This is a genomic window from Rhodovulum iodosum, assembly GCF_041020385.1.
Taxonomy (GTDB): Bacteria; Pseudomonadota; Alphaproteobacteria; order Rhodobacterales; family Rhodobacteraceae; genus Rhodovulum; species Rhodovulum iodosum.
In genome coordinates this window covers 18,170-44,057 of record NZ_JBEHHI010000001.1, presented here as the reverse complement: position 1 = coordinate 44,057, position 25,888 = coordinate 18,170, and the positions used below count along the sequence as shown (strand labels likewise).

At 63.1% G+C, this 25,888-nt stretch carries 18 protein-coding genes; 4 read left to right on the top strand and 14 right to left on the bottom strand.

Translation table 11 applies throughout. From position 1 onward, the window contains the following. The first annotated feature begins 3 nt into the window (after window positions 1-3). Complete coding sequence (locus tag Ga0609869_RS00200; protein ID WP_245972167.1) at window positions 4-8,427, top strand: GH36-type glycosyl hydrolase domain-containing protein; 8,424 nt, start codon at window positions 4-6, stop codon at window positions 8,425-8,427. Window positions 8,428-8,642: 215 nt separating this feature from the next. On the opposite strand, the gene Ga0609869_RS00195 is transcribed toward Ga0609869_RS00200, so the two are convergent. The 3 genes from Ga0609869_RS00195 to Ga0609869_RS00185 all read right to left on the bottom strand — a co-directional run bounded on the left by Ga0609869_RS00195 (window position 8,643) and on the right by Ga0609869_RS00185 (window position 10,327). Beyond that, window positions 8,643-8,768 (bottom strand): hypothetical protein, encoded by a 126-nt coding sequence (locus Ga0609869_RS00195; RefSeq protein ID WP_281273259.1) that lies wholly within the window; start codon window positions 8,766-8,768, stop codon window positions 8,643-8,645. 605 nt (window positions 8,769-9,373) lie between these two features. After that, window positions 9,374-9,670, bottom strand: coding sequence for a type II TA system antitoxin, ParD family (locus tag Ga0609869_RS00190; protein WP_211336791.1), 297 nt, complete (start codon window positions 9,668-9,670; stop codon window positions 9,374-9,376). 396 nt (window positions 9,671-10,066) lie between these two features. Next, complete coding sequence (locus tag Ga0609869_RS00185) at window positions 10,067-10,327, bottom strand: pyocin activator PrtN family protein (RefSeq protein ID WP_125403971.1); 261 nt, start codon at window positions 10,325-10,327, stop codon at window positions 10,067-10,069. A 225-nt stretch (window positions 10,328-10,552) separates the two neighbouring features. Between Ga0609869_RS00185 and Ga0609869_RS00180 the strand changes: the two genes are divergently transcribed. Beyond that, window positions 10,553-11,269 (top strand): toll/interleukin-1 receptor domain-containing protein, encoded by a 717-nt coding sequence (locus Ga0609869_RS00180; RefSeq protein ID WP_125403970.1) that lies wholly within the window; start codon window positions 10,553-10,555, stop codon window positions 11,267-11,269. Window positions 11,270-11,517: 248 nt separating this feature from the next. Beyond that, complete coding sequence (locus Ga0609869_RS00175; RefSeq protein WP_125403969.1) at window positions 11,518-14,382, top strand: class I SAM-dependent DNA methyltransferase; 2,865 nt, start codon at window positions 11,518-11,520, stop codon at window positions 14,380-14,382. 550 nt (window positions 14,383-14,932) lie between these two features. On the opposite strand, the gene Ga0609869_RS00170 is transcribed toward Ga0609869_RS00175, so the two are convergent. The 11 genes from Ga0609869_RS00170 to Ga0609869_RS00120 all read right to left on the bottom strand — a co-directional run bounded on the left by Ga0609869_RS00170 (window position 14,933) and on the right by Ga0609869_RS00120 (window position 24,777). Further along, the gene (locus tag Ga0609869_RS00170; protein WP_125403968.1) at window positions 14,933-15,610 is read right to left on the bottom strand and encodes a recombinase family protein; all 678 of its coding nucleotides are present in this window, start codon (window positions 15,608-15,610) and stop codon (window positions 14,933-14,935) included. A gap of 368 nt (window positions 15,611-15,978) precedes the next feature. Continuing rightward, on the bottom strand, window positions 15,979-17,313 hold the full coding sequence (locus Ga0609869_RS00165; protein ID WP_125403967.1) for a reverse transcriptase domain-containing protein: 1,335 nt from the start codon (window positions 17,311-17,313) through the stop codon (window positions 15,979-15,981). A gap of 1,024 nt (window positions 17,314-18,337) precedes the next feature. Beyond that, window positions 18,338-20,425, bottom strand: a complete 2,088-nt coding sequence (locus Ga0609869_RS00160; RefSeq protein WP_125403965.1) for a hypothetical protein — start codon at window positions 20,423-20,425, stop codon at window positions 18,338-18,340. 92 nt (window positions 20,426-20,517) lie between these two features. After that, complete coding sequence (locus Ga0609869_RS00155) at window positions 20,518-20,988, bottom strand: hypothetical protein (protein ID WP_125403964.1); 471 nt, start codon at window positions 20,986-20,988, stop codon at window positions 20,518-20,520. 203 nt (window positions 20,989-21,191) lie between these two features. Beyond that, window positions 21,192-21,641, bottom strand: a complete 450-nt coding sequence (locus Ga0609869_RS00150) for a hypothetical protein (protein ID WP_148102857.1) — start codon at window positions 21,639-21,641, stop codon at window positions 21,192-21,194. Window positions 21,642-21,950: 309 nt separating this feature from the next. After that, window positions 21,951-22,166: a hypothetical protein gene (locus Ga0609869_RS00145; RefSeq protein WP_125403962.1), complete on the bottom strand. Its 216-nt coding sequence runs from the start codon at window positions 22,164-22,166 to the stop codon at window positions 21,951-21,953. Next, a complete protein-coding gene (locus Ga0609869_RS00140; protein WP_125403961.1) occupies window positions 22,159-22,395 on the bottom strand; it encodes a hypothetical protein in 237 nt (78 codons plus the stop codon). Before Ga0609869_RS00140 ends, Ga0609869_RS00145 begins: the two co-directional genes overlap by 8 nt. Before the next feature lie 11 nt (window positions 22,396-22,406). Continuing rightward, on the bottom strand, window positions 22,407-22,862 hold the full coding sequence (locus tag Ga0609869_RS00135; protein WP_125403960.1) for a hypothetical protein: 456 nt from the start codon (window positions 22,860-22,862) through the stop codon (window positions 22,407-22,409). Next, a complete protein-coding gene (locus Ga0609869_RS00130; protein WP_125403959.1) occupies window positions 22,863-23,063 on the bottom strand; it encodes a hypothetical protein in 201 nt (66 codons plus the stop codon). It abuts the gene before it with no gap. A gap of 72 nt (window positions 23,064-23,135) precedes the next feature. After that, the gene (locus tag Ga0609869_RS00125) at window positions 23,136-23,432 is read right to left on the bottom strand and encodes a hypothetical protein (RefSeq protein ID WP_125403958.1); all 297 of its coding nucleotides are present in this window, start codon (window positions 23,430-23,432) and stop codon (window positions 23,136-23,138) included. A 259-nt stretch (window positions 23,433-23,691) separates the two neighbouring features. Further along, window positions 23,692-24,777 carry a site-specific integrase gene (locus Ga0609869_RS00120; protein ID WP_125403957.1) on the bottom strand — a complete coding sequence of 362 codons (1,086 nt, stop codon included), beginning with the start codon at window positions 24,775-24,777 and terminating at the stop codon, window positions 23,692-23,694. 100 nt (window positions 24,778-24,877) lie between these two features. Here Ga0609869_RS00120 and dusA point away from each other — a divergent pair, with 100 nt between their 5' ends. After that, window positions 24,878-25,888, top strand: coding sequence for a tRNA dihydrouridine(20/20a) synthase DusA (dusA, locus tag Ga0609869_RS00115; protein WP_125403956.1), 1,011 nt, complete (start codon window positions 24,878-24,880; stop codon window positions 25,886-25,888).

Here is a 25,888-nt window from a genome sequence, read left to right as displayed (position 1 = left end):
GGGATGGACGGCCCGGGCCCTGACGATCCCGCGCGCCGCGCCGCCCGGGAGTTGCAGCGGCACCACCGCATCGAATCCGGACCGCCCGCACCGCTGCCGATCCTGGCGCGGGGCGACGCGCTGTCGCGCTGGTTCGCGGAGGCGCGCAGGCAGGCCTCGGACCCGCCGCCCGAGGCCGCCAAGGCCGTGGAATGGATCACCGACAACGAATATGTCATTCGCCGCGCGATCCGCGAAGTGCGCCGGGACATGCCGGCGCGCTTCTATCGCAAGCTGCCGCGCCTCGCCCAGCCCGAGCACGGCAGCCTGCCGCGGATCTACCTCGTCGCCCATGGCGCGCTCGACGCGACCGAGATCCATCCCGGGCTCGAGTCCCTCGCCGCGTTCGTCTCGGCCTACCAGGAGGGCGGCGCGCTGACGATCGCCGAGCTCTGGGCGTTTCCGACCATGCTGCGGCTCGCCTGTCTCGAGACGCTGGTGTCGGCCTGTGGCGAGCTCCTTCCGGGCCTCGAAGCCCCGGCCAAGGCCGCGGCCCGCAGCAACTGGCTGGCCGGACACGACTGCACCGAATGCGTGGTGCGGGCGATCACCGCGCTCTCCGCGCTCTCCGCGATCCCCTGGAAGGATTTCTTCGACCGCACGAGCCTGGTCGATGCCGCGCTCCGGCGCGATCCGACCGGTGTCTACGCCGAGATGGACTTCGAAAGCCGCGATCTCTACCGCCGGGCGGTCGAGGACCTGGCACGCGGCAGCCGCCGGGGCGAGACCGAGGTGGTGGAGCAGGCCATCGCCAGATCGACCCGATGCCGGGACGATCCGAGGCGTGGCCATGTCGGGCACTGGCTGGTCGGCTCGGGACGGGGAGCGCTCGAGGCCGAACTCGGCTACCGCGCGCCGCCGTCCACGTGGATCCGGCGCGGCATGGCGGCGCGGCCGAGACAGGTCTACTTCGGCGCCCTCGTCGTCTTCGCCCTCGCCGCGCTCGTCCTGCCGGCCGCGATCCTGTGGAGCCGCGGAGCCGGGGCTCCGGCCTTTGTGGGCGGGCAGCTGCTGTCGCTCGTCCCCGCAGGCATCATCTCGGTGACGTTCACCCATTGGCTCGTTACGCTGATCCTGCCGCCGCGCATCCTGCCCAAGCTCGACTTCGCCGACGGCCTCCCCGAGGCGTTTCACGCCGCGGTCGCGGTCCCGGTGATCTTCCGCACCGCGGGAGAGGTGGGCCGGCTTCTCGACCAGATCGAGACGAACTGGCTCACCAACCCGGTCGCGAACCTGGGCTTCGTGATCCTCGGCGATTTCGCCGATGCCCCGACGGCCTCGCTGCCGGAGGACGCGGCCATCCTCGCTGCACTGCGTTCGGGGATCGAGCGGCTGAACGGCCGCTACCCCGACCGCCGGCCCTTCGTCCTATTGCATCGTCAGCGGCGGCTCAACACCGCCGACGGGATCTGGATGGGATGGGAGCGCAAACGGGGCAAGCTTTCGGAATTCAACGACTTTCTGGCCTCCGGCGACGGCTCGGCTTTCCCGCTTCGCGCCGGCGACGCCGACGCGCTCGTCGGCACGCGTTTCGTCATTACGACGGACGCCGACACGGTCCTGCCGCCGGGCGCCGCGCAGCGCCTGCTCGGGGCGCTGGCCCATCCGCTGAACCGCGCCAAATTCGCGGACGAGAGCGGCAAGGTGACGGAAGGCTACACCTTCATCCAGCCGCGGGTCGAGATCGCGCCGGAGGCGGGCATCCGGTCGCTCTTCACCCGGCTCTACACCGGCGATACGGCGATCGACATCTACAGCCGGGCCGTCTCGGACGTCTACCAGGACCTGTTCGGCGAGGGGATCTTCACCGGAAAGGGCGGCTACGACGTCGCCGCATACAGGCGGGCGACCGAGGGTCGCGTGCCGGAGAACGCGATCCTGAGCCACGACCTGTTCGAGGGCCTGCACGGCCGGACGGCGCTCGCCAGCGACATCGTGCTCTACGAGGACTTCCCGTCCGGCTACCTCGGCTACGCGCGGCGCGCCCACCGCTGGATCCGGGGCGACTGGCAGCTCCTGCCTTGGCTTGCGGGGCGGGTGCCGGGAGCGGAAGGCGAGCGGCATGCCAGCCGGTTCGGCCTTCTCGACCGCTGGCGCATCGCCGACAATCTGCGCCGGAGCCTGATCGCGCCAGGGCTGGTGCTGCTTGCCGTGGCGGGCTGGCTCGCGCTGCCCGGGCCGGCCTGGCTCTGGACGCTGCTCACGATCGCGGCACCCGGCGCCTATCTGTTGACCGACCTGGTGACCGGCCTCGCCCGCGGGCGGCGGCGCGGCGCGGTCCGGGGGCGGCTGCGCGCGCAGGCCGATCAGGCCGGGCGATGGGCGCTTGCGGTTGCCTTCATGCTCGACGAGGCGGTCCTTGCGCTCGACGCGATCATCCGGTCGCTCTGGCGGACCTACGGGTCGCGGCGCCAGATGCTCGAATGGACGACAGCCGCCCATGCGGCGCGGGCGAACGCGCGCGGCGCAGCCGGCTACTGGCGCGAGATGCGGGCCACGCCGTTCCTCGCGCTGGTGATCGGGCTCTACATCCTCGCGGTCGCGCCCGCCGCCGTCCCGGGCGCGCTGCCGCTTCTTGCCCTGTGGTTCGCCTCGCCTGCGATCGCGGCCCGGATCGGCCGGCCCTTCGCCGCCCCGGCCGCCGAGCTGGACGCGGAGGAGCGCGCCTTCCTGCGCCGGCTCGCGCGGCGGACCTGGTACTTCTTCGAGGCCTTCTCGGGCCCTGAGGACAACTGGCTGCCGCCGGACAATGTCCAGTTCGACCCCCGGCCCGAGATCGCCCACCGCACCTCGCCCACCAATACCGGGATGCTGCTTGTGTCGGCGTTGACGGCGCGGGACCTGGGCTATTCTGGCCTGCGCGATTTCGCCGTGCGCGTCCGCGCGGTACTCGATTCGATGGAGCGGATGGAGCGGCACCGGGGCCACTGGCTCAACTGGTACGACACCCGGTCGCTCGCGCCGCTCGCGCCGCGCTACGTCTCGACGGTGGACAGCGGCAACCTGGCGGTCTCGCTGGTGACGCTGGCGGAAGGCTGCCGGGACCTGGCCGGCCGGGCCGTGTTGCCAGGGGCCCTCTGGGCAGGGCTCGCGGACGCGGTCGACCTGCTTGACGAGGCCTTGGCCGATGTTTCTGACCGCGATGCCGGAGAAGTCGGCGCGCGGGTCGCCCTGATCAGGCGCCGGGTTGCCGGGCTTGAAGCCGGGCCGCCCGCCTCACTCGCGGTGATCGACGCGCTGCGGGACGACGTCTCGGGGCTGAAACCGCTGCTACTTGAGGCGTTGCCCGATTCAGGGCCGGCGCCGGCCGCGGTCCTCGAGGAGGCCAGAATCTGGATCGAGCGCATCGAGCATCACCTGGACATGATGCGGAGCGAGGTCGAGGCCCTGCTTCCCTGGCTCGAGCCGCTGGAGAGGCCGCTGCCCGGTCTCGATGCGCTGGCCCGGCGTCTTGCGGAGGCGCTGGGTCCCGACCGACCGCTGCGCGGCATCAACGCGCGGATCGCCGAGGCGCGTCGCGACGTCGCGACGGCGCGGGCGGAGACCGACGCCGGGGGGCAGGCCTGGCTCGACCGGCTCGATGCCGCGCTCGATGCCGGGGGCGCGGCGCAGGTCGGGCTCCTGCAGGACCTCGAGGCCGTGGCCGCCCGCGCCACATCCGCCGCCGACGGGATGGATTTCGGGATGCTCTTCGACCGCGAGCGGCGGCTTTTCAACATCGGCTACATCCTCGGCTCCGACCAGCTCGATCCGCACTACTACGACCTTCTCCTCAGCGAGGCGCGCCTCGCGAGCTACTTCGCTATCGCCAAGCGCGACGTGCCGGCCGAGCACTGGTTCCACCTCGGCCGCCCGGTCAGCGGCGTCGCGGGCGAGCTGACCGCGCTATCGTGGAACGGATCGATGTTCGAGTTCCTGATGCCGCCGCTCTTCCTCAGGAGCGAGGAGGGCCGGCTCATCGGGCGCAGCGAACGGGCGGCGGTCGCGGTGCAGAAGGCCTATGCGGACCGGCTCGGCCTGCCCTGGGGCGTCTCGGAGTCGGCCTTCGCCCTTCGCGACAGCGCGCAGACCTACCAGTACCAGGCTTTCGGCGTTCCCGGGCTGGGGCTGAAGCGCGGTCTCGGCGACGACTACGTGGTGGCACCCTACGCGAGCGGCCTCGCGCTAGCCGTGGCGCCACGCGAGGCGGTTCGGAACCTGCGTGCGCTGGCCGCGATGGGGATACTCGGGCCCTACGGACTCTTCGAGGCGGTCGACTTCACGCCCGAGCGGCAGCGCGCCGGCGAACGCTTCACCCCGGTCGAGAGCCACATGGCGCATCACCAGGGGATGATGCTGGCGGCGATCGGCAACCGACTGACCGGCGACGCGTTGCAGCGGCGCTTCCTCTCCGACCGGCGGATGCGGTCGATCAAGCTTCTCCTGCAGGAGCGCGTGCCCTGGGAAGCCCCGCGCGAGCCCGCGCGCGAGGAGGCGGTCGAAGTGCCCGAGCTGGCCCGTGGCGCGCCGCTGCCGGACCTCGAGGTCTGGGAGCCGCGGCGCAGCTTCCCGCCAGAGAGCCAGTTTCTCGGCAACGGGCGGCTGTTGTCGACCGTCACCACCGAGGGCGCCAGCGCGCTGTCGTGGCCCGGTCATGCGCTGACCCGGAGCCTCACCCATGGCGCGGTGGAGGACAGCGCGGGAGTCCTGTACCTCCAGGACCTGGGCGCGGGCGCGATCTGGCGGCTGGGCAAGGGCGGCGCGGCGCGGGCGGCATTCCACGCCCACATGGTCGAACTCCACCATCGCGAGGCCGGGATTGGCGCCACGCTCGAGATCTACGTGGCGCCGCGCGACGATGTGGAGGTCCGGCGCCTCACGCTGGTCAACGCCTCCGACGACATGCGCGAGATCGCCGTCACGAGCGCCGCCGAGGTCGTGCTGGCGCGACGCGAGGACCACGAGCGCCACCCGGCCTTCAGCCGTCTCTTTGTCAGGGGGGAGTATCTCCCGGACGAGCGCGCGCTTCTCTTCTCTCGCCGTCCGCGACGGGCGCAGGACCGGCCGCCGATTCTCCTGCACCGCATCCACGGCGACGGCACCACTCCGCTCGACGTGAGCTTCGAGACCGACCGCGCCACCTTCCTCGGCCGCGAGGGGAGCGCGGCGTTGCCCGAGGCGCTGGCGTGGGGCCGCAACGAGGGCCTCGGCGGCACTGAAGGCTACAGCCTCGATCCGGTGATGGCGCTGCAGGGTCGCGTCCGGCTCGACCCGGGCGCCCGCTGCCGGATCGCCTTCACCACCATCGCGGCCGGATCGCGCGAGACGGCGCTCGAGCTGTCCCGGCGCTACGGCGACCACGCCGCCTTCGACTGGACGCTCGACGCGGCGCGGCGGGCGGCGGCGGTCGAGGCGGGCGAGCTGTCCCTCAGCCACGACGACCTCGTGCTCGCCCAGACCCTCGGCAGCCGCCTCCTGATCAGCGAGCCGCAGCTCAGGGCGCCACGGCCGGTGCCGTGGGACGACCTCGGCGGGCAGCCGGACCTCTGGAGCATGGGGCTGTCGGGTGACTTGCCCATCCTGGTCCTCGGCAAGGCGGACGACGTCACCGAGGCGATGCTGACCAAGCTTGTGCAGATCCACCGCTGGTGGCGCCGGCGCGAGTTTTCCGTGGACCTCGTGGTGCTGCGCGAGGGCGCGGCGGGCTACGAGGAACCTATCCGCCAGCAACTCACCGCGGCGATGCGCGAGGCCGGCATCGTCGAAGGCGTCGGCGAGCGCGCCGGCATCCACCTGTGCACCTCCGGGCAGATCGGCGCCGCCGCGCTGCGGGCGCTCCGCGGCGCTGCGCGGCTCTGGATCGACGGCAGCCGCGGCAGCCTCGCCGACGCGGTGCGGATCGCGCCGGAGGGCCGCGAGCCGGTGCCGCCCTTCGTGCCGGTGCCCGGGCCGGTGGCCGCCCCGGTCGCCGAACTGCCGCGTCGGGACGATCTCGCCTTCGACAACGGCCTCGGCGGCTTTGCCCCGGACGGGTCGGGCTACGTCATAGAGGCGGGACCGGGCGGTCGAACCCCGCAGGCCTGGAGCAACGTGCTGGCTAACGACCGGTTCGGGACCGTCGTCACCGAGGCGGGCGGCGGCTTCAGCTGGGCGGTCAACAGCGGCGAAAACCGGCTCACCCCCTGGAGCAACGACCCCTTGGCGGACCCGCCGGGCGAGGTGATCTACCTCCGCGATGAGGAGACCGCGGCGCTCTGGAGCGTGACCCCCAACCCCTGCGGCGCGGAGACGCGATGCCGGGTGACCCATTCCCCCGGCGTCACTGAATGGCGCCGCGCGAGCCACGGCCTGGTTCAGACCCTGAGCGTGCTCGTCGCGCCCGAGGCGCCGGTCAAGCTCTTCGTGATGAGCCTCGAGAACCCCGGAAACCATGTCCGCCGGGTCACCGCGACCTGCTATGCCGAATGGGTGCTGGGCGCCGTGAACGAGACCGCGCGCCCCCACGTCGTCTGCGACTATGACCCCGGCAGCCGGGCGCTTCTCGCCCGCAGCGCGTGGAACCCGGAATTCGCCGCGCGAACCGCGTTCCTCACAGCGAGCCACCCGCCGCACAGCCTGACCTCGGACCGGCGCGCCTTCATCGGCGAGGCGGGCCGCCGCGACCGGCCCGCCGGTCTGCTCGCCTGGGATCTCGGCGGGCGGGTGCGCGACGTAACCGAGCCCTGCGCGGCCTATCAGGTGCATCTCGACCTCGCGCCGGGCGCGACCGAGCGGGTGGTCTTCGCGCTTGGCCAGGGCGAGGGCCTCGCCGACGCCCGGGCGCTCGCGGCGGAATGGCAGAGCGTCGAGCGGGCCGAGGCGGCGAGGGCCGAGGTCGAGGCGGTCTGGGCCCGCCGGCTCGGCGCGATCGAGGTCCGGACACCCGATCCGGCCTTCGACCTGATGGTGAACCGCTGGCTTCTCTACCAGGACTTCGCCTCGCGCATCCTCGCGCGGTCGGGCTTTCAGCAGTCCGGCGGGGCCTACGGGTTCCGCGACCAGCTGCAGGACATGCTGGCGATCCTGCATGTCGATCCGGACCGGGTCAGGGCGCACCTTCTCGAATGCGCCGCGCACCAGTTCGAGGCGGGCGACGTCCTGCACTGGTGGCACCCGCCCTCGGGACGCGGGGTGCGAACGCGGTGCTCGGACGACCTGCTGTGGCTGCCGTTCGTGACCGCCCGCTACGTCGCGGCGACCGGCGACCGGAGCGTCCTCGACGAGCGGGTAGCCTACCTCTCGGCGCCGGAGTTGCGGCCCGAGGAGGAGGACCGCTATGCCGTCTACGAGACCGGGGAAAAGGTCGCGCCGCTCTTCGACCATTGCCTCCGAGCGCTCGAGCGCGGCGTGACCTCGGGCCAGCACGGCCTGCCGCTTATCGGCGGCGGCGACTGGAACGACGGCATGGACGCCGTCGGCCGGCACGGCCGCGGCGAGAGCGTGTGGCTCGCCTGGTTCGCCGCGGCGACGGCCGAGGGCTTCGCCGATCTGGCCGAGGGCTCCGAGCGCGCGGTCCTCGCCGGGCTCTGGCGGGACCGGGCGACGCAGTTGCGCGAGACGGCCGACCGCGCCGGATGGGACGGCGCCTGGTACATGCGCGCATTCGATGACGACGGCATCCCCTGGGGCTCAGCCGAGAACGACGAATGCCGGATCGACTCGATCGCCCAGTCGTGGTCGGTACTCTCGGGCGCCGAGCCTGCGCCGCATGCGCGAGAAGCGATGGAGAGCCTCGCCCGGCACCTCATCCATCCCGAGGCGCGGCTCGTCCGCCTGCTGTCCCCGCCCTTCGACGAGACGCCGCGCAACCCGGGTTATATCCGCGCCTATCCGCCGGGGGTGCGCGAGAACGGCGGGCAGTACACCCATGCCGCCGCCTGGGCGGGACTCGCCTTCGCCGCCCTCGGCGACGGCGACCGGGCTTGGCAGGTCTTCGACATCATCAACCCGGTGCGGCGGACCGATACGGCGGCGAAGGCCGCACATTACCGGGGAGAGCCCTACGCGCTGCCCGGAGACGTGCTCGGCGCCCCGCCGCACACCGGCCGCGCCGGGTGGACCTGGTACACCGGTGCCGCGGGCTGGGCCTGGACACTCGCCGTCGAAGGCATCCTCGGGATCCGGATCGTGGCGGGCGCGCTGGATTTGCGGCCCTGCCTGCCGCGGGACTGGCCGGGGGCGGAGGCGACCCTGTCGCTCGGGCGCGGACGGCTGAAGCTGACGATCGAGAACCCGGAGGGACTCGCCGGCGGCGCGCTCCGGGTCGAGGTCGACGGCGCGCCATGGGGCGGCGGGCCGATCCCGTTTCCCGTCAACAGCGAGCGCGTCGTGCGCGCCCGGATCGAGCCGCAAGAGGCGACCATCGGCTAGGTTTTTGATCCCAAGGTTTCATGGTGCGATCCTTTGGCAGGAATGGAAGAAGGCCCTGTGGGTGTGGTTCGGCATGGAAGACCGACCCCATAGCGGGGCGATCGGCGCCAAAAATGCCCCCTTGCATCGGTGGCGATGTTGCTCCCGGGGCAACCGGGAGCAGTTGCCCGACATCTGACCCTGCCCGAAGCGGCGAAGGGGCTGGTCGTCTTTGCCTATGGCAGCGGCAGCAGCCGAATGAGCCCGCGCAACCGGATGGTGGCGGGCAACCTCGCCGAGCGGCGGATGTCCTTGACGACCCGATCGGCCGTCGGTTTGTAGGTTCCAGCTTTCCGTCTCATCTTCACTCCTTTACGGTTCAGATGAGCCAGAAACCTTCCACTATGCAAATCCCTCAATCAGGCTCACAGGTGCCGATGTAAGACAGTCCGCACCATTCCGTGCGCGCCGACATGCGCACATTCGGAAGCACATACGTCGATGCTTTGCGCATGACATGATAAGGAAGGCTGTGCCATGCCGATTCACAGTATGACCGAAATCGGTCCGATTTAATCATCGCCGACCGCTTGTCGCCGAGCGGGGCAAATTAGCTGACGCGCTGAACGCAAGTGTGTTTCTGGCTCTCGATAAAGCCCATCAGATCCGGTCTTTGAGCCTTTGAAGGACATCCATCTTCTCGTGCAGAACGGCGACCATGACGGGACGGTCGATGAATATCCAGAAGATGTAGTGATGCTGGCACCGATGGACGCAGACGTCCTCAGGCAACTGCGGGTATGATCTTGACCGCACCTGGCCCGCTGCGATTGCGTCAAGGCAATCCCCTATCTGACCCTAGTACATGTCCGCCTGTTCCGGGCTCCAAGACTCGAAAGCGTGCCGCCAGATGCCCGGAGATCCTCCTCTGCGGCGAGGGCGATTTCAAAACTGGACATCGAGCAGGTTAGACCCCAGCTCGCTTGCGTTCTTCGCGCCGGATGTCGTCAAGGGATTTCCCGAAAACTCGGTCGCGCCGCGCCTGCTCGATCCTCGGCTCCAGGACGTTCGACAGCGCTTTGAACGCTTCGCCTTCGCTCATGCCGTCGAGGGCAGGGGTGTCGCCAAGAGCTCGGTTCAGAACGTACTCCTTGATACTCTGCCCCTTGAGAGCAGCGATGGCTTTGAGTTTCTGGTGTTCTTCCGGGGAGATGTCGATCGAGAGTCGGGGCATGATGGAACAACAGTCGAGCGTGTCCCACATTACAACATTTGTTGGAGATTCGAGGTCCGGCAATGGCCGCGCCAATGGACAACCCCACCCAAACACTGCCGACAACCTGTCTTCGCACGGGGCAGGGTGGCGGACCGAGTATCGTGTGCGTATGGTGTGCACTACCGGTCCGTTGCGCCGTCAGCAGCCCCGAGGAGATCGCTGAATGCCCTTAAACGCAGCCACTCAGGCGGCGCGGTTATCTACGGCACCGATGATGGATTGGATTGATCCTCGAAACATATAAGCAATTTCAATACGATATGAATTTTCGTCCGCCCGAGTCATACGATTGTTTTGCCGATGTGGGTTTGGTAGAGCAGGCGGCAAAGAAAAACGCCGCCAAAACGGCGGCGTTTTTTCTCAGGGTCTTTCTGGTCGGTCTGGTCAGTCATGTAGCTGGCGAAACTCGCGCAATCCCTCTTCGCGGCGTTCGTCGAGATAGGCGGCAAGGTCGCGTACATCTACGCCCTTCGCGCTTTTCTGACTATCTTCCATGCGCATTATCGGAAGCTTGATGTTGCCATCGGAGACCTTGCGCAAGAACTTGGGCAGAGTGAGGTGGTGGAAGTAGTCACTGACTACCACGTCCACCGGGATAACGGTCTTCCCCTCGTACTGCGCCACCAGCATCCAAAATGTCTTCATGTCTGTTTCTCGTTACTCAGTTTCGTTTCATCGCTCTTTCTCCTTTCATTGGCGTTTCGGTGTGAACCTTGTAGCAGCATGAGAAGCATCTTGCAAGTATTTGATTTTGCGTGATAAAAGTTGGCTTGAAGCTGAAAATCCACTTTCAATCAGAGTTGCCGAAGTGACCACCTGCTTCTACAACTTGTGCTTGATGCTTTCGGGGGCACCATTTATGGTAGTGGTATGGCTAGATGTACAGCACCAGTGAACGGTCACCGTTCAGCAGCCGCAGCGGCGAGATGCCCTGCATGTCGTAATCGCTATGGCGGATACGGCGGCGGTTACCGCAGCTATGGGTACTCTCCGGGCTATTCCTCATCGGGCTACAGCAGCGCCCGGTCGGTAAGTAGCAGCGGTCGGAGTGGCGGCGGCTCTGGTAGGAGTAAACCACGCTGGTCGCCAGCGGGTTCGTCAGTAAGTTACACGCCTGCTGAGGTGCAAGCACTCACACCGATCCGCCGTAGCGTCGAGACACGCACGCCCCCGGCTGAGTCTCGGGACGTATTTCTATGTCACGCTTGGGATGATCGGGGCGGGGCGGCTAAGGAACTGCATGATTTGCTTGAGGCTCGCGGCGTAACTGTATGGTTCAGCGAGAAAGACGTGCTTCTTGGCTCTTCATTGCTACGCGAAATCGACAAAGGTCTTGCGAAGTCGCGCGTCGGGATCGTGCTTGTAACACCTAAGTTCCTAGAGCGCATAAGAGGTGAGGGTATTGCAGACAAAGAGCTTTCTGTGCTCCTTGCGCGCGACTTGCTCGTTCCTATCGTGCATGAAACTACGTATGAAGCGCTCCGCGAAATCAGCCCAATGCTTGGTTCGCGAAGCGGCCTAAGCACAACAGAAGACCCCATGGCAAATGTCGCGGTGAAGCTCGCTGAATTGCTGAGCGACCTTTAGCAATTCATTCCGCGTTGTCGTCAGACGCTGTGTCAGCCGCAGGAGGGCCACCGATGCCGAGGGGCAGATGCGCATCGGCACGCTTGTAGATGGCCGCTTGTCAGCTTCCAACGGGTCGGTTTCGTCTTCCCGGAACCCGTTGGTTGTCATACCTCGTTGCTCCCTGAGCGCTCGCGTTGGCCGCGAAGTGTTTCTGGTTTCTCTTCCTTCCAAGTGCTAGAAATCCCGAAAAGATTTCGGGTGAGCGAATGCAGGCGGCGGATTTTATCAAAAAATGGGAAGCGGCGGAGCTGAAGGAACGGAGCGCATCGCAGGCGCATTTCCTCGACCTCTGCGCGCTCCTTGGCATTGAAGACCCGGTATCCGCCGATCCAAAGGGCGATTGGTTCACCTTCGAACGTGGCGCGTCCAAGACCTCGGGCGGCGAAGGCTGGGCAGACGTCTGGCGCAAGGGCTGCTTCGCATGGGAGTACAAGGGCAAAAAGAAGGACCTCGACAAAGCCTTCGACCAACTCCTGCAATATTCCATCGCGCTGGAAAACCCGCCGCTCCTGATCGTGTCGGACATGACGCGCATCCGGATTCAGACGAACTGGACGAACACCGTTCAGCAAGTCCATGAAATCACCACGCCCGACCTTTTGGACGCCAGCAAGCGCGACCTCCTGCGCGCCTGCTTCACCGATCCCGAAAGCCTGCGCCCCGCCAAAACGCGGCAGGCCCTGACCGAAGAGGCGGCGCAGAAATTCGCGTCGCTCGCCCAGCGTCTGCGCGAGCGCGGTCACGACCCGGAAACCGTCGCGCATTTCGTGAACCGGCTTGTGTTCTGCATGTTCGCCGAAGACGTGGACCTTCTGCCGAATAAGATGTTCCAGAAAATGCTGGAACTGTGCCAGAAGGACCCGACCGAATTCCAGCCCTTCGCCAAGGACCTCTTCGCCGCGATGCAGTCTGGCGGGCGCGTCGGCTTCGAAAAAGTCGAATGGTTTAACGGTGGTCTCTTCGATGACGATACCGCCCTGCCGCTCGAAAAGGACGACTTGGCGGACCTTCTTGCCGCCGCCAAGCTCGACTGGTCCGAAATCGACCCCTCCATTCTGGGAACCCTGTTTGAACGCGGGCTTGACCCGGACAAGCGCTCGCAGCTTGGCGCGCACTACACCGACCGCGACAAGATCATGCAAATCGTCAACCCGGTGGTGGTGGAGCCGTTGCTTGCCGAATGGGCCGAGGTGAAAGGCCAAATCGAAGCGGCGCTGAGCAAGGCGGAGAGCGCTAAGTCGCGCTCTGCCCGAACCAAGGCCGAGAAAGAGGCGGAGCGCCTTCACGCGGCGTTTCTGGAGCGTCTGAGGGGCTTCCGCGTGCTGGACCCGGCTTGCGGGTCCGGCAACTTCCTGTACCTGTCTCTCTTGGCGCTCAAGGACATCGAACACCGCACAAACCTTGAGGCCGAGGCCTTGGGTCTTCCACGCGGCTTCCCGACCATCGGTCCGGAATGCGTAAAGGGGATCGAACTCAACCCCTACGCCGCCGAGCTGGCGCGTGTGTCAGTCTGGGTCGGAGAAATCCAGTGGATGCGCCGCAACGGTTTCGACGCCGCTCGAAATCCAATCCTTCGTCCATTGGGCACTATCGAGAACCGGGACGCGGTGCTTGCCCCGGACGGCTCCAAAGCAGACTGGCCCGATGCGGACGTTGTCGTCGGGAACCCGCCGTTTCTCGGAGTGTATAAACGATTGTCGGAGTTGGGTGAGGATTACAATGCCGCCTTAACAAAGGCTTGGCCAGAGGTGTCCGGCGCAACCGATCTAGTTGTCTACTGGGTCGCCAAGGCTTGGCAAATGATCGAAGAGGGAACGCTCACGGCTGCCGGATTGGTTACCACCAATTCTATTCGCGGTGGTGCAAATCGGGAAACGCTCAAACCGATAGTCTCTAACGGTGAAATCTTCGAAGCTTGGAGCGACGAGGAATGGACTGTTGAAGGCGCAGCCGTCCGCGTCTCAATGATCTGCTTCGGTAACAGGATTGACCGCGCGCCGAAACTCAACGGCCTTCCAGTCAAGGAAATCTATTCCGATCTATCTGCGAGCGACGGCGGCATCGACCTCACACGAGCGTCCCGTCTCAATGAGAATAAGCGTGTCGCATTTCTCGGTACAAAGAAGGGGGGGCCTTTCGACCTTGACGGCGCAACCGCTCGTGCCTTCATCGCAATGCCGACCAATCCTAACGGAAAGCGTAATGCAGAGGTGATCCACCGACGTTTTACGGGCACAGACCTCGCACGTCGCTTCGAAGACCGGTGGGTCATCGACTTCGGCCACGGCGTATCCGAAGGAGATGCTGCCTTATTCGAAGGCCCTTTCCAGCATGTTCTTGAGCACGTGAAGCCGATACGAGACAAGAACCGCCGTGAGTGGCGGCGGATTCACTATTGGCTACACTCAGAAACCGCACCCGGTCTGCGTGCTGCGGTGCTGGGAAGACCAAGGTTTATTGCAACGCCTCGTGTGGCGAAGTACCGGCTTTATAGCTGGCTCCATGAAGGTGCCTCCCTTGATGATGGAGCCATCGGGATCGGCCGAGACGACGACACAAGTTTCGGTATTCTCCATTCGAAGTTTCACGAACTATGGGCACTTCGCATGGGAACTTTCCTCGGCAAAGGAAACGACCCGCGCTACACACCATCCACGACCTTCGAAACCTTCCCATTTCCGGAAGGCTTGACCCCAGATATTCCCGCAACCGACTATGCAGACGACCCCCGCGCCCAAAAGATCGCCGAAGCCGCCGCAGAGCTGAACCGCCTGCGCGAAAACTGGCTGAACCCGCCTGACCTCGTGGACAAGGTCCCGGAGGTGGTCGAAGGCTACCCTGACCGGCTGATACCGAAAGACGACAAGGCCGCAAAGGAACTCAAGAAGCGCACCCTGACCAACCTCTATAACGCCCGCCCCGCATGGCTGGACCATGCCCATAAGAAGCTGGGTGAAGCCGTCGCAGAGGCCTACGGCTGGGGCGACGACTGGCGCGACGGCAAGCTGACCGACGACGAAATCCTTGCCCGCCTCTTCCGTCTCAATCAGGAGCGGGCGGCGAAGCAGTAGACCGCTTGTGGGGGCGTCGAAGGCCTATCTGAACCGATGAGAAAAAGCGGGACGGCGGACAGAAAACGCCGCCCCGCTAGTGATGCGCGGAAGATGGAGAAGACACCGCGCGACGGCCCGTAGACAGGCCGCTGACTGCCCTCACATTCTACCACGGGACAGGCGCTGCACCTAGCGAACGCGCGGTGCGGTTTCTGCGGCGCAGCGCAACTCTATTCGACGGAAATCTGGAACTTACTTTCGGCGCATTCGAATTTCAAACAGGCCCCTAGTCGTGTCCGGCGGGTCCCTCTTGAGCGCATTCCTAACACCGACGATCAATTCAGAGCTTGCAACCCAATGGGCATATCTTGTGCCCAGAGCAACAATAGTTGCCAAATCTGGTTGCACGTCTGTCGGCAGGCACTGCAAGTGCTCCGAAGAATGACGTATACCCCGTCTCTGGGTCCCCGGAAGCTCAAACAAAAACGAGACCTTACACACATCGAAGGCTGGTAGATCACTGCCTGCTGACGCAGGCAGCATCGTCCCACCTACGCGCCATGTCGCCTTATGCTGCCTCAAGCCGTTTCCGGAGGTTCGAAACGCTGGATGCGTGCCAGCGTCCACCGCGCGCTGTCCTGATACCGCGCTTGTTAAGTTCGTTCGCCTGCGCCTGTAGCGTCGTGAACCCGCAGGCTTCAAGGTCTTCCAATACTTCTGCAAGGTCATGCGCGCGGGCGTCAGCCCGCTCCTGCATCGCTTGTACAGATGCTGCGTTCCCCTTCCCAGCGCAACGCAGGGGAGCTGCGCCATAAGGGTTGCCGAACGTCTGTCCGCGCTCTCTAGCGGCCCTCATCGCAGCTTTGGTGCGGTCGCTGATCGCCTTTGCCTCAGCCTGCGCCACCACTGCCATGATGCCCACGGTCATAGCATTGGCTTCCGGCATGTCGCAGGCGACGAAATCAACCCCGGACTCCTGCAGGTTCAGAAGAAAGGCCGCATTCCGGCTAAGACGGTCCAGCTTGGCGATGACAAGCCGCGAGCCGGTCACACGAGCATGCTTGAGGGCTTTCTGTAGCTCAGGGCGTGTGTTCTTTCGCCCCGACTCCACCTCTTGAAATTCCGACACCGTGACAGCGCTGGTAGCCTTAGCATAGGCCGCGATTGCGGCGCGCTGCGCCTCCAAACCCAACCCACTGCGGCCTTGCTTGTCGGTGCTGACCCGGATGTACGTCACGATCTTCATGCTATGCCTCATTTCCAAAATGGCCTAGGGAACGGTAGTCCAATTTGTAACGCCAAATTAGAGGATTCGCGAGTCTTTTCAGTATCTTAAGTAAATGTCAGCTTCACCAGAACCCCTTCGGTCAGATGCCAAGGAACGGACCAACGCGGCGTGCTGCCCAATTCCATGCACAGCTTTAATCGGCTGAAATGCTCCACGAAAACGAAAAACGGGCGAGAGTCACTAGGGCGATGCCTGTGGCAAAAAACGGCGCAGAGTCATTGGGGCATGGCGATCTCAAATGCAGATCAAGCGCTTTAGGCATTATCAATGCCACGCGTTGAGCACGAGAGTGTTGCAAAATGCCTTAGAGGAGGTCGCCGGGACGGTTAGTCACCTTCTGGCGGCAGGCCCTGATCGAACATCTGCGCTGTCGAAGGTACGCCTAGGATCATCATTTTCTCAATCGGCCCCACCTTTGACAGTTGGCGTGAGACGAACCCCTGATAGTCGACGACTTGAGAGGAAACAAAGTCGTCAACGTGCTGAAAAGGCTGCCTTTGGTTACAGAACGCGAAAGATTTCTGCCACCCGTACACCCGCTTTCCTAATGCGGCTAGAGTCGCGCTCTGTGACCGGCTCGGGTTCAGACCGCCGCCTTTTCGTGTGGCTTCCTTGATCGCGGCCTTTGACGTCGACAGTGCCTCCCGGACACTCGCCTTGATATTCTCAATCGAAGTGCGGCTGGGAACGCACCGTTTCGGTTGGATCGTACAGCCCAAGAAGTTGATAGCTTTGCTGCACTCACCGCGTGCCGCCTTGTCTGGACCATCTTCTGGCCTGTACAGGCCAAAACCAAGTTCGGTCAGCGTCGTCTCTGCGAAGTCTTTTGCGGTGTCCAGCGTTGTCTCATCGGGAGCAACCATTAGAATGTCGTCGATGTATCGGACCGAAGTCACGCCCATCGCGTTCAACCGCTGGTCCATATCGAAAAGAAGAACGTTTCCTGCGAATGCCGAAAGCGATGATCCCTGAGCCACCCCTATTCCGCCCTTCGGGAAGAGGTCGGTGTATCCGATCAGCTCGTCTTCATTTCCAAGATGAACTTCCAGACCACTTCGGAACAAATCGGCGAGTTCGTCATCTCTCGTTTCACGCCTGACGAACCCCACCACGTCCCCGGTGGGGATCTTCGTAAAGAATGACCGGATGTCGGACTGGTAAAAATACTTAGCCCCATTGTCGATTGCTTCTGTGATGCGCTCAATAGCAGGTCTCACGCCGCCATATGGGTAGATCAATCCGCCGACGCCATACTTTGACCGGTTCACATCGTTGATCTTACCAAGCCGATCATCCCTAGTCGTTTCGTACCGAGTTTCAGGATTTCGAACGTCCCGTGCTATCCGAGGCTGCAAAACCTGCAGAATAGCCCGTTGAACGACGCGATTTTGAATCGTCGCGATAGCAATCGGACGTGGGTCTTTGCCCATGGCAAGGCGTTTCTTTTTATCTTTTAGGACTCCTTCTACGGGGTCGAATTGGAAGCGGCCTTCGCGCAGTTGGGCAATGATCCGTTTCAGGTGCCTTTGGTGGGAATGCTCGAACTCCGCCGCTTTTCCACGAATATCTGGGTTGCCGGACGTAAGCGCACTTCGCTTGACGTGTCTCCAAGCTGAAAAAATGTTCTGCTCACTACGTACTTCTTGGAAGAGCGTCTTCATATGTTCTCCGCTCGGGTTCCCCGTACATACAAACCCGACCGTTGACGGGCACCCATCCACTGCGCACGGCAGTGCCGCGACGACAGACACCTCGGCGGCAACCGCCACCTTGGCGTGATCCCCTTGGCGCGCGATCCGCATGGACAGGTCCAGCTTCACGTATGACGCCATGGCGACCATGGACGCTGCGGCGAATACGCAAGCGCACACGCCGGAAAGCCAGCTCAGGCGAGCCGGTTTTTCGGGGCAAGTTCACACATTTCTCCACCTTCCACCCTAACAGGTTTTTGGCAATGTCAAGCGCTTTCCGCCCCGGCCGCACCCGCCGCGTCGAAAGCTTATCCGCTGCTTGGGGTCCGCCATCTGACGGTGTATTCACAGCATCGAAGCCAACGGTCAGGCTTGGCCCATCCACTGCGCACGGCAGGGCCGCGACGACAGACACCTCGGCGGCAACCGCCACCTTGGCGTGATCCCCTTGGCGCGCGATCCGCATGGACAGGTCCAGCTTCACGTATGACGCCATGGCGACCATGGACACACAATATATGGTGGGTATGCGTGGCCGTGACGTCAAGTGGTGGGAATTGAAAAATTTGTGCACGCCGATCTCTCTGCGCCAACCTCACGGCGTAGCGGGCCAGCGACGAAGGGCGAAGCCCGTGATACGGTCTAAATACGGCTCCGGGTACGGTCGAAAATCTTAATAAAATCCGTGCCTTATGCGAAATTTCGTATTTGGCGCGATGTTCGAGCGTGGATCGGCCCTTTGGGATCGAAGACTCTAGCAGGAAAAGTGTTTTTCTTTAGGGGATGATTGATGATTCTAATACGGTGAATACGGTCGAAAGGCATAACGGCTTATAATTAAAGGAAATTCATTACCGTATTAGGCACCGGATTCTCACCGTATTAGGGCCGTATTGAAGGGGCTTGACGCCCCTCGCTAGTTTCTTGCGGGCCTGACATGCAGAAGGCCGCGAACGCCTGCCGGGTGGCAGCCGCGAACGCGGCACCGCAGCACTTACGCCGCCTTGTCCCCTCCATCGTACTTACACGCGTCAAGGACATTCTTTGATACCCTACGCCTGCGACCGCGCCCAACACGCGTCGGCTCTACCTGTTCGCTCTGCACAGGTTCACTGCGAGTCTCCACCTTTTCGAGGTACCAAGGGTAACCACCCTTGCCCCGCTTTTCCGACTGCATGAGCTTTGCTTCGCCGTGCTTGCCCAGATCAAAGATGCGTTCCTGCATCCCAGACAGTGACCGGCTCAGTGACCGAGTATTGTACTCGAACGCTCCGCCTTCCTTGACGCGAGCTACATCCAGCGGCGTTTCGTTTTCCTGTGCGATCTGGGCCAATTCGTTGACCTCGATCTTTCCTGCAAGGCCGAGTCCGCGTTCGTCCGCCCATGCTTCGAACAGATCGGTCCAACCGTCCTCTTCATCATCCTTGGCGACCTTCGCCAGCTTATCACGATTGCTCTGCCAGCTCGTCCAGTTAGGCGACGCCGCTTCAAGGATGCCACCAATCACATGACGATACCGCTCAAAACGACCGATCACGGGCGGGTGCTTCGGCTTCGGCTGTCCCTCGTTCAGCCAATGCTTCACCAGAACCAAAAGCGCGCCAAGGATACGCCCACGGTTTTCTTCTACGTGAGCCTGCAAGTCAGGATGCTTCCATCCAGTACGCTTTTCCGGTGCTGCCGTCTGGGGCAACAGTTCCAAGAGCGACAGACGCTGCATCAGTTCATCACTGAAGGGCGGGCGGTTACCCACAAGCATGAAGGATGCGCGAACCGGGATTGCCCGTTCGACGCTCGTCTTAAGCTCGCGGTCGATATACAGGCCCTCCGTGAAAAGGGTCGCCAAGGTCGGGGAATTGATGGTCCGTCCCGTGGGGAGATTGTCCCAAGCGATGACGGAAGTCCCCGACGAAAGCGCGGCCAAGATCGCCTTGCGCCGTTCCTCTTCGTTCCCGGCAAGCGGACGCATCCCGGCGGTTCCACGGATTACCGTCTGCATCACCGTCGCCAGCAGCCCCCCACCTGCGCGCCGTGCCGTCTTGGAAATCAGAAGCGGCATAACCGGACCGTTGATCATCGGGCGCACGATCTGTTCCAGCAGGAAGCCGACTGCGGACAGGAAGGACGGCGGTACGGCAGTCGCACCTTCACCGCTTCCCCACTTCTTATTGCCAAGGAGGCGCAGCACAGCCTCTTCCAGTTCGGCACGGCTAACGCCGTCCATTTCAAAGTTAACGAAGATGTCGAGAATGGTCTCGCGGGCTTCGGCAAGATGCTCTTCGGTGATCTTGCGCGGCGGACGCGGCACATCCAAACCTTCCGGCGGAGCGTAATAGAAGCCTGACTTGTGGTACCCCGGCGTAATGATCAAATCGCCCTCCGCCGTGAACACGGGCGCATAGATTACGCCATACAGCTCAGGAACCGGCTTTTCCGCGTGATAGAAAATCTGGTTCACCACGTCCTTAGGCGCACTAACATACCGAAACGACGTGCCGTCGCCCACGCGCTTGCGCCAAAACGTTGAAAGGTTCAAACGCGCCGCAAACGTATCACGATCCAACGGAACGGTCGTCGCGGTACCCGTCTCACCCATGTACTGGATTTCCACCCACTGGCCGTCACGCTTGAAGAGCTTCGGCGTCCAGCGGTTATCGCGCTCAATGGTGGTCAGAGCGTAGTTGCAGAGGGCCTGAAAGTCGTCTTCGTCAATAACATTCGTGTCGCCGCCCTTCGCTGCTGCGCGCCTCTCAGCGTCGAGGATTACGTTTGCCGCGCCCCGAACGTTCTTGAGGTACGGCATGTCCAGCGCGGGCCAACGAGCCTTCATGGTGGTCATGAAATTGCGAATGGAAACCTCGCCTTCGCCACTCTTGATCAATCCCGCCAGCATGACCGCGAGGTCAACGGTCTGGGGCGTCGCCTTCCACTCCTTGGCCATCGTATCGGCATAGGTCAGCGGTTCGCACTTCTTGATCTTCTCACAGTGCTTGTCGGTCAGTTCGTTCAGAACCTTCTTCGTGCCATCAGACGCGCGCACGTTGCCGACAATCGTAATCTGCCCAGTTTCAGTCTTCTCCAATTTGCTTCTCCTTCTCACAGTCAGTTGGTTAGCATCGGTTCGGCTCCTTTCCTTGGTTGGCGGTGGCCCGCGTCACGCGGGCCTTCACCAGTTCAAACAGGTACTCCCGACACCTGTACGCGCTTCCTCCGCCCACGGAAGACAGGCTTGTCCTCCGCGTTCGCTGCCAGATTAGCCAACTTGTCGAGATGGTCACCGCGCGCATGCGCCGCCGCGCAGTCTTCCAGATACGCGTCGATCTTGTTTTCGATCAGCGTTTCCAGTTCGCAATCTGCCGTGGCAATAGCTGCGGCACACATATGATGAATCCGGGCCTCGGGGTCAGCGACGTCCCGAAATTCTTCGAACACCTCGCGCGGCAACGGACACCCAGTCGCTTGCCACACGGCAATTTCGGCGCTCGCAAAGTCGTCGCTTTCCTTGGGCCTAGTGTGGATCATTGCTTTCGCCCGCCAGTTCCGTAACCTTGCATGCAAGGTGGCGCAGCTCTTCGTCGCGCTCTTCTCCGCAGTTTCCTTCATCATGTTGGTGGCCAAAATCAGGGCCGTGTCGCGGTCGTTCATGTGTTTGTCACCTTTCATTGAGATGCCCGCAGACTACTCGGACTCGCGCCCCTCGGCAATGGACCTCACAGGTCAAGTAATTGATAAGGCTGTATAATTGTGCTTGAAGCCGAATTTACCCATCGCACATGGGGTGCCATGACACCTCTATTTTGCTTCAAGCTGAGCTTTCGGAGGTAACGGAATGTTACAGCCTGAAGCAATCAGGCGGCGAACCCCTCGGCCTCTTCCAATTCGAGTCGGATGTACTCAGCAAGAAGGTCGCGCGGAAAACGAATCGAATCGTCCCTCTGCCTAGGACCGGTCGACCAATCGTCCGGCCCTTCCGGATCATAAGTCGGTCGCGCCCCCAGAAGTCGCAACGCCGCCTTCGCGGTATCCCGGTCGCCGCCAACAAGACGGGCGACGTTCGCCACGCTGAACCCGTGGGGACCTGCCTCCGCGTGTTCGGTCAGGTAGTAGTCCATCGCATCCGCCAGTCGGAAAGCTTCGTGCAGCGCATACGGTCCGTCACCGCCGCTGTAGTCGGCGACAAGCTCGCACAGGGCCAATCGCTGCGCTTCTTCCGGGGTCTGCGGATCGTCGGTCACGTCCAGCGCCTGCGTCATGGCGAGGTAAAGCTGCGCGCGCATCTTGAGCGTCATGTGGATCATTTTGGTAGTCCTGTCCTTTGCTGCTGATAGGTCCGCCGGGGCGCGTATCGCAAAAACCTGCCCCGGCGGTATGAGCGGCGGTCGTGGGCAACCGCCGCCGGTTCATTTGAAGGGGCTTAGCCCAATCCCTCGCGCTGAAGCTGGGCTGCGACGGCGCGACCGATGGCAGGCCAAGAGGCACGGAACTGCCCTTCCTCGTCGCAAGCCAGACGTGCGGCGTGCCAGAGGGCGGCTCGGCGCTGCATACGTTCACGCCCGCGCAGATACTTGGCCGCGTCGAAAGTTGCAGGGGTATTACGCAGGGTAACGCTACGCGGCATCGCGGGTGCGCTCCCATTCGGCAATCTGTTCGGCGATGCGCGCCTCTTCGGCAGCGAAATCGGCCTCAGAGAAATTCGCCCGCTTTTCCATCGCCTTTTCCAGCTTCTCGCGACGGTGGCGGCGGTGGAGCTTTTCTTCCTTACTGGGCTTGTCATCGCAAAAACTGCCGACAAATCCGGGGTTTTCGTCGAGAATGCTAGCCATTCTTTGCCTCCGCCTTCGCCTGAAGCTCGTTCCGCTTACGGTCTTCGGCGGACAGTTCCACCGGGTTTTCGTGGGATCCAAACGCACGTGCCACTGCCAAGTATGCCGCCGGGGTCAAGACGTGGCCACTCGGCAGAAACTTGTGCCCGCCTTCGGTGATCTGGAAAAGCATGTGCCACGCCCCGGCGTGATCCTTGCGGATCGTCTGAATAATGTCTTCAACGGTCATCTTGGGCTTCCTCACGTCAGGCCGTGGCGGCGGGCATAGTTCATACGCTGGATCGGGCTGAGGCCCGCCAGAACGGCGTCATGTTCGTTTCGGGTCATGCTGCTGGTGGTATCCGGTCGCGGCTTGTCGAGGCCGTTTGCGCGTGCATAATTCATGCGTTCGGTTCGGCTCATGTTCGCGGTGTCGCTGGCAATCTTGTTCGCTTCAGCAACCTTCGCCTGAGCGGCAATCAGGGCGTTGCTGACCTTGGGGTCTTCCTGCAATTCGGTGATTGCGGCGCTCAGGTCCAATTCGATCTCGCCACCGGTCAAGACATAGTCCCTAACGGCATTCAGGCCGACGATAGACTCCGGCTGGACGGCAACTGAGGTCTGCGCCTCAAAGGCCTTACCAATGGCGCTCACGGCCTGCGTGAAGCGCTCACGGTCTTCGTCATCAAGGTGGGTAAGAATGTCTTCAATGGCCATTTATGCGGCCTCCTGTTCGATAGTGGTGGGGATGTTCACAACGTCGATTGCCTTGATCCACGCCGCCCATCCGGCCTCACCTACAGGCAATTCGTTGGCTTCGCCCGCGAGGATAAACCGGACGCAGGCAGGATGGATCAGAGTAATCTGACGCAAGCGCTCGACGCGCGGCAGGCCAGCGGCGATTGCAGCGCCGGTCACGGCCTTCTGGACGGATCGCGCGCGCTCCAGTTCCTTGCCAACCAGTGATGCCCTGAAGGCGTCTGCGCGGGCCTAAGGGCTACCACCAAGCCAAATGTCATCGGGGTAACCAAGCGTATCCGCCCGCTCTGCGCGTTCGGCGGTATCGTGGGTTACGACGCTGGCCAGTTCGTCGTCGGAAAGTCCAGCCCTACGCCTTGCGCGCAAGAGCGAAATGACTTCGGGAAGGGCGTACATATGTCCGCGCGGAGCACGGCCAAAATCATGGAAGGCAGCGACGCCGTCCATCCAGCGCCAGATTGACCGGTCGCAGACATTCAAAAGCGCGCACAGGTCGGTTGACCGCAAGGTTGCGGTGATAGGGTTCATGGTCGACTCCTTGCGCCCTCACGGGCGCTCTCAATGGTCGGGAAATTTGGCAACCCCGGCGGCTACATATGACCGGTCTAAGGTTGCATCTCTGATATTGTCAGCACTAGCATATTTTGCTTGACATTGCAAATTTACACGGTTGCGTGGTCTGGTGCGTGATTCGCGTAAGGTGATTTCGTGGCGCAGGCAAGGAAAAGGCCCGCCGATTTGGCGGGCCAGAGTGTTGGTGGGTGCCCCGCGCCAGCGGGCAGGGCGGCTAGGTCACCTTTTCAATCCATGGCCAATCTTCATACCGGTCGCCTTGCTGACGGATATGAGTATACCCCTCCAAGCTCTTCCAAGACTTGTGACCGGTCACGGACGCCGCCTGCGGCACTGTGCGCCCCATTTCGAATAGTCGCGAAGTGCCTTCGTGGCGCATGTCGTGGAAGTGCAAATCGTCGATACCTAGAAATTTGCAGGCTTCGGTGAAGCGGCGGCTGACTGTGTCTGAGTTGAAAGGGAAAATCTCAGCCCTTTTTTGCGGCATGGCTTCGATAATGGCGCAGCACGGGTCGGGCAGTTCTACCCATGTATCGACGCCACCTTTCTCGCCGGGGTTCTTCATCTTCCGTACTAAAATGCGCTGGTGCTGGGGTTCGTAATCGTCCCACGTGATCCTGCAAATCTCTGCCTGACGGCGGGTGCTGAAAATCGCGAATGCCAAGACCTTATGCATCGGCATGGTTCGCGGGTTCGCTGCAGTGGCCCGCTCAAAGTACTTCATAAGTTGGTCAAGCTCTTCAAGGGTGGGGCGACGGTCGCGCCCCTCCGATTTGCTAACAAAGCCATGGCGCATGCAGACTTTTTGCGCATCTTTCATAGTCTGCTCATCTAGCGGGAACCCCCACAGGGGGCGCGCATCCGTAAATACCGCCGACAGGTGCGACAGGTAGTTGAGGGCGGTGGACGCGGAGTTGAGGCCGGGGCGGTTGTGTAGCTCCTTCACGAAAGACACAATGTCCGAAGACTCAATCCGGTCGCAGGGCATGTCCGCTATGTCATACTCTTCCCGGATCGTGCGCAGCACTTGCGCCTTCGTCTTGCCGATCTCTCGCATGGACTCGGTGATGTACCTGTCTATGGCGTCGCCCAACGTCACCTTCTTTGCGCTTCGGTTTTGGACCTTCCGTCCGGCGGCAATGTCTGCGTCAATCTCCTTCTCTCGTTTCTTCGCCCATGCTTCGGCGGTCTTGCGTTTGTCGAAGGTGCGGCTTACCGGCTTCATGTGGCCTCTGCGCGTGATCTGCGCTAGAAACCGCTTGCTGCCGTCCTTAAGTGTTCGCTCTGTGATGGTGGCCATTTTCGTATGACTCCGGGTTACTTCGTATGACTCTGAGTCATACTGGATGCAAAAAAAGGCGTAAACAGGCCAAAATGAGCAAAAATGGTATGACTCCAGTATGGCAGAAAATATATTAAAAACAGACATTTCAACTGCTTCACGGCTATCTGTAGCCCCGATGATGGACTGGACCGACCGCCATTGCCGGTATTTCCACCGGCTGATGAGCGCCGAGACGCTGCTTTACACCGAGATGGTCACGGCGCCCGCGCTGGTGCGTGGCGACGCGCGGCACCTTCTGGCTTTCGATCCGGCCGAACACCCGGTTGCGGTACAACTGGGCGGGTCGGACCCGCAGGAACTGGCCCAGGCCACCCGGATCGCCTGCGACGAAGGCTATGACGAGGTGAACCTCAACGTTGGCTGCCCGTCCGACCGGGTGCAGTCGGGCACCTTCGGGGCGGTGCTGATGAAGACGCCGGGGTTGGTCGCGGACTGCGTGGCGGCGATGCGGGAGGCGTCCTCGGTCGACGTGACGGTGAAATGCCGCATCGGCGTCGACGAGCAGGAGCCGCGCGCGGTGCTGCCCGGCTTCGTGGAGACCGTGTCGGCCGCCGGTGTCACGCGCTTTACCATCCACGCGCGCAAGGCCTGGCTGCAGGGGCTCAGCCCCAAGGAAAACCGCGATATCCCGCCGCTCGACTACGCGCTCGTGCACGAGATCAAGCGGGCCTTTCCCGGTCTGCATATCTCGGTCAATGGCGGGGTTCAGTCGCTGGACGAGGCGAGGCGGTTTCTCGCGTCCGGGCTCGACGGGGTGATGATCGGGCGGGCGGCCTATCACAGCCCGGCCGACATCCTGCTGCCCGCGGACGAAGAGATTTTCGGCCGGCCGGGGCGCAAGACCGCGCGGCAGGTGGCCGAAGAGATGCGCCCCTATATCGCGCGTCATCTTGCGGCCGGCGGGCGGCTGCACAATGTCACGCGGCACATGCTGGGGCTCTTTTCGGGCCGGCCCGGCGCGCGGGCCTGGCGGCGGGTGCTGTCTGAGGGGGCGGTGGCGCCCGGCGCGGGGCTTGACGTGCTGGACGCGGCACTGGCCGCGGTGCCCGAGGCCGCGGCGGCCTGA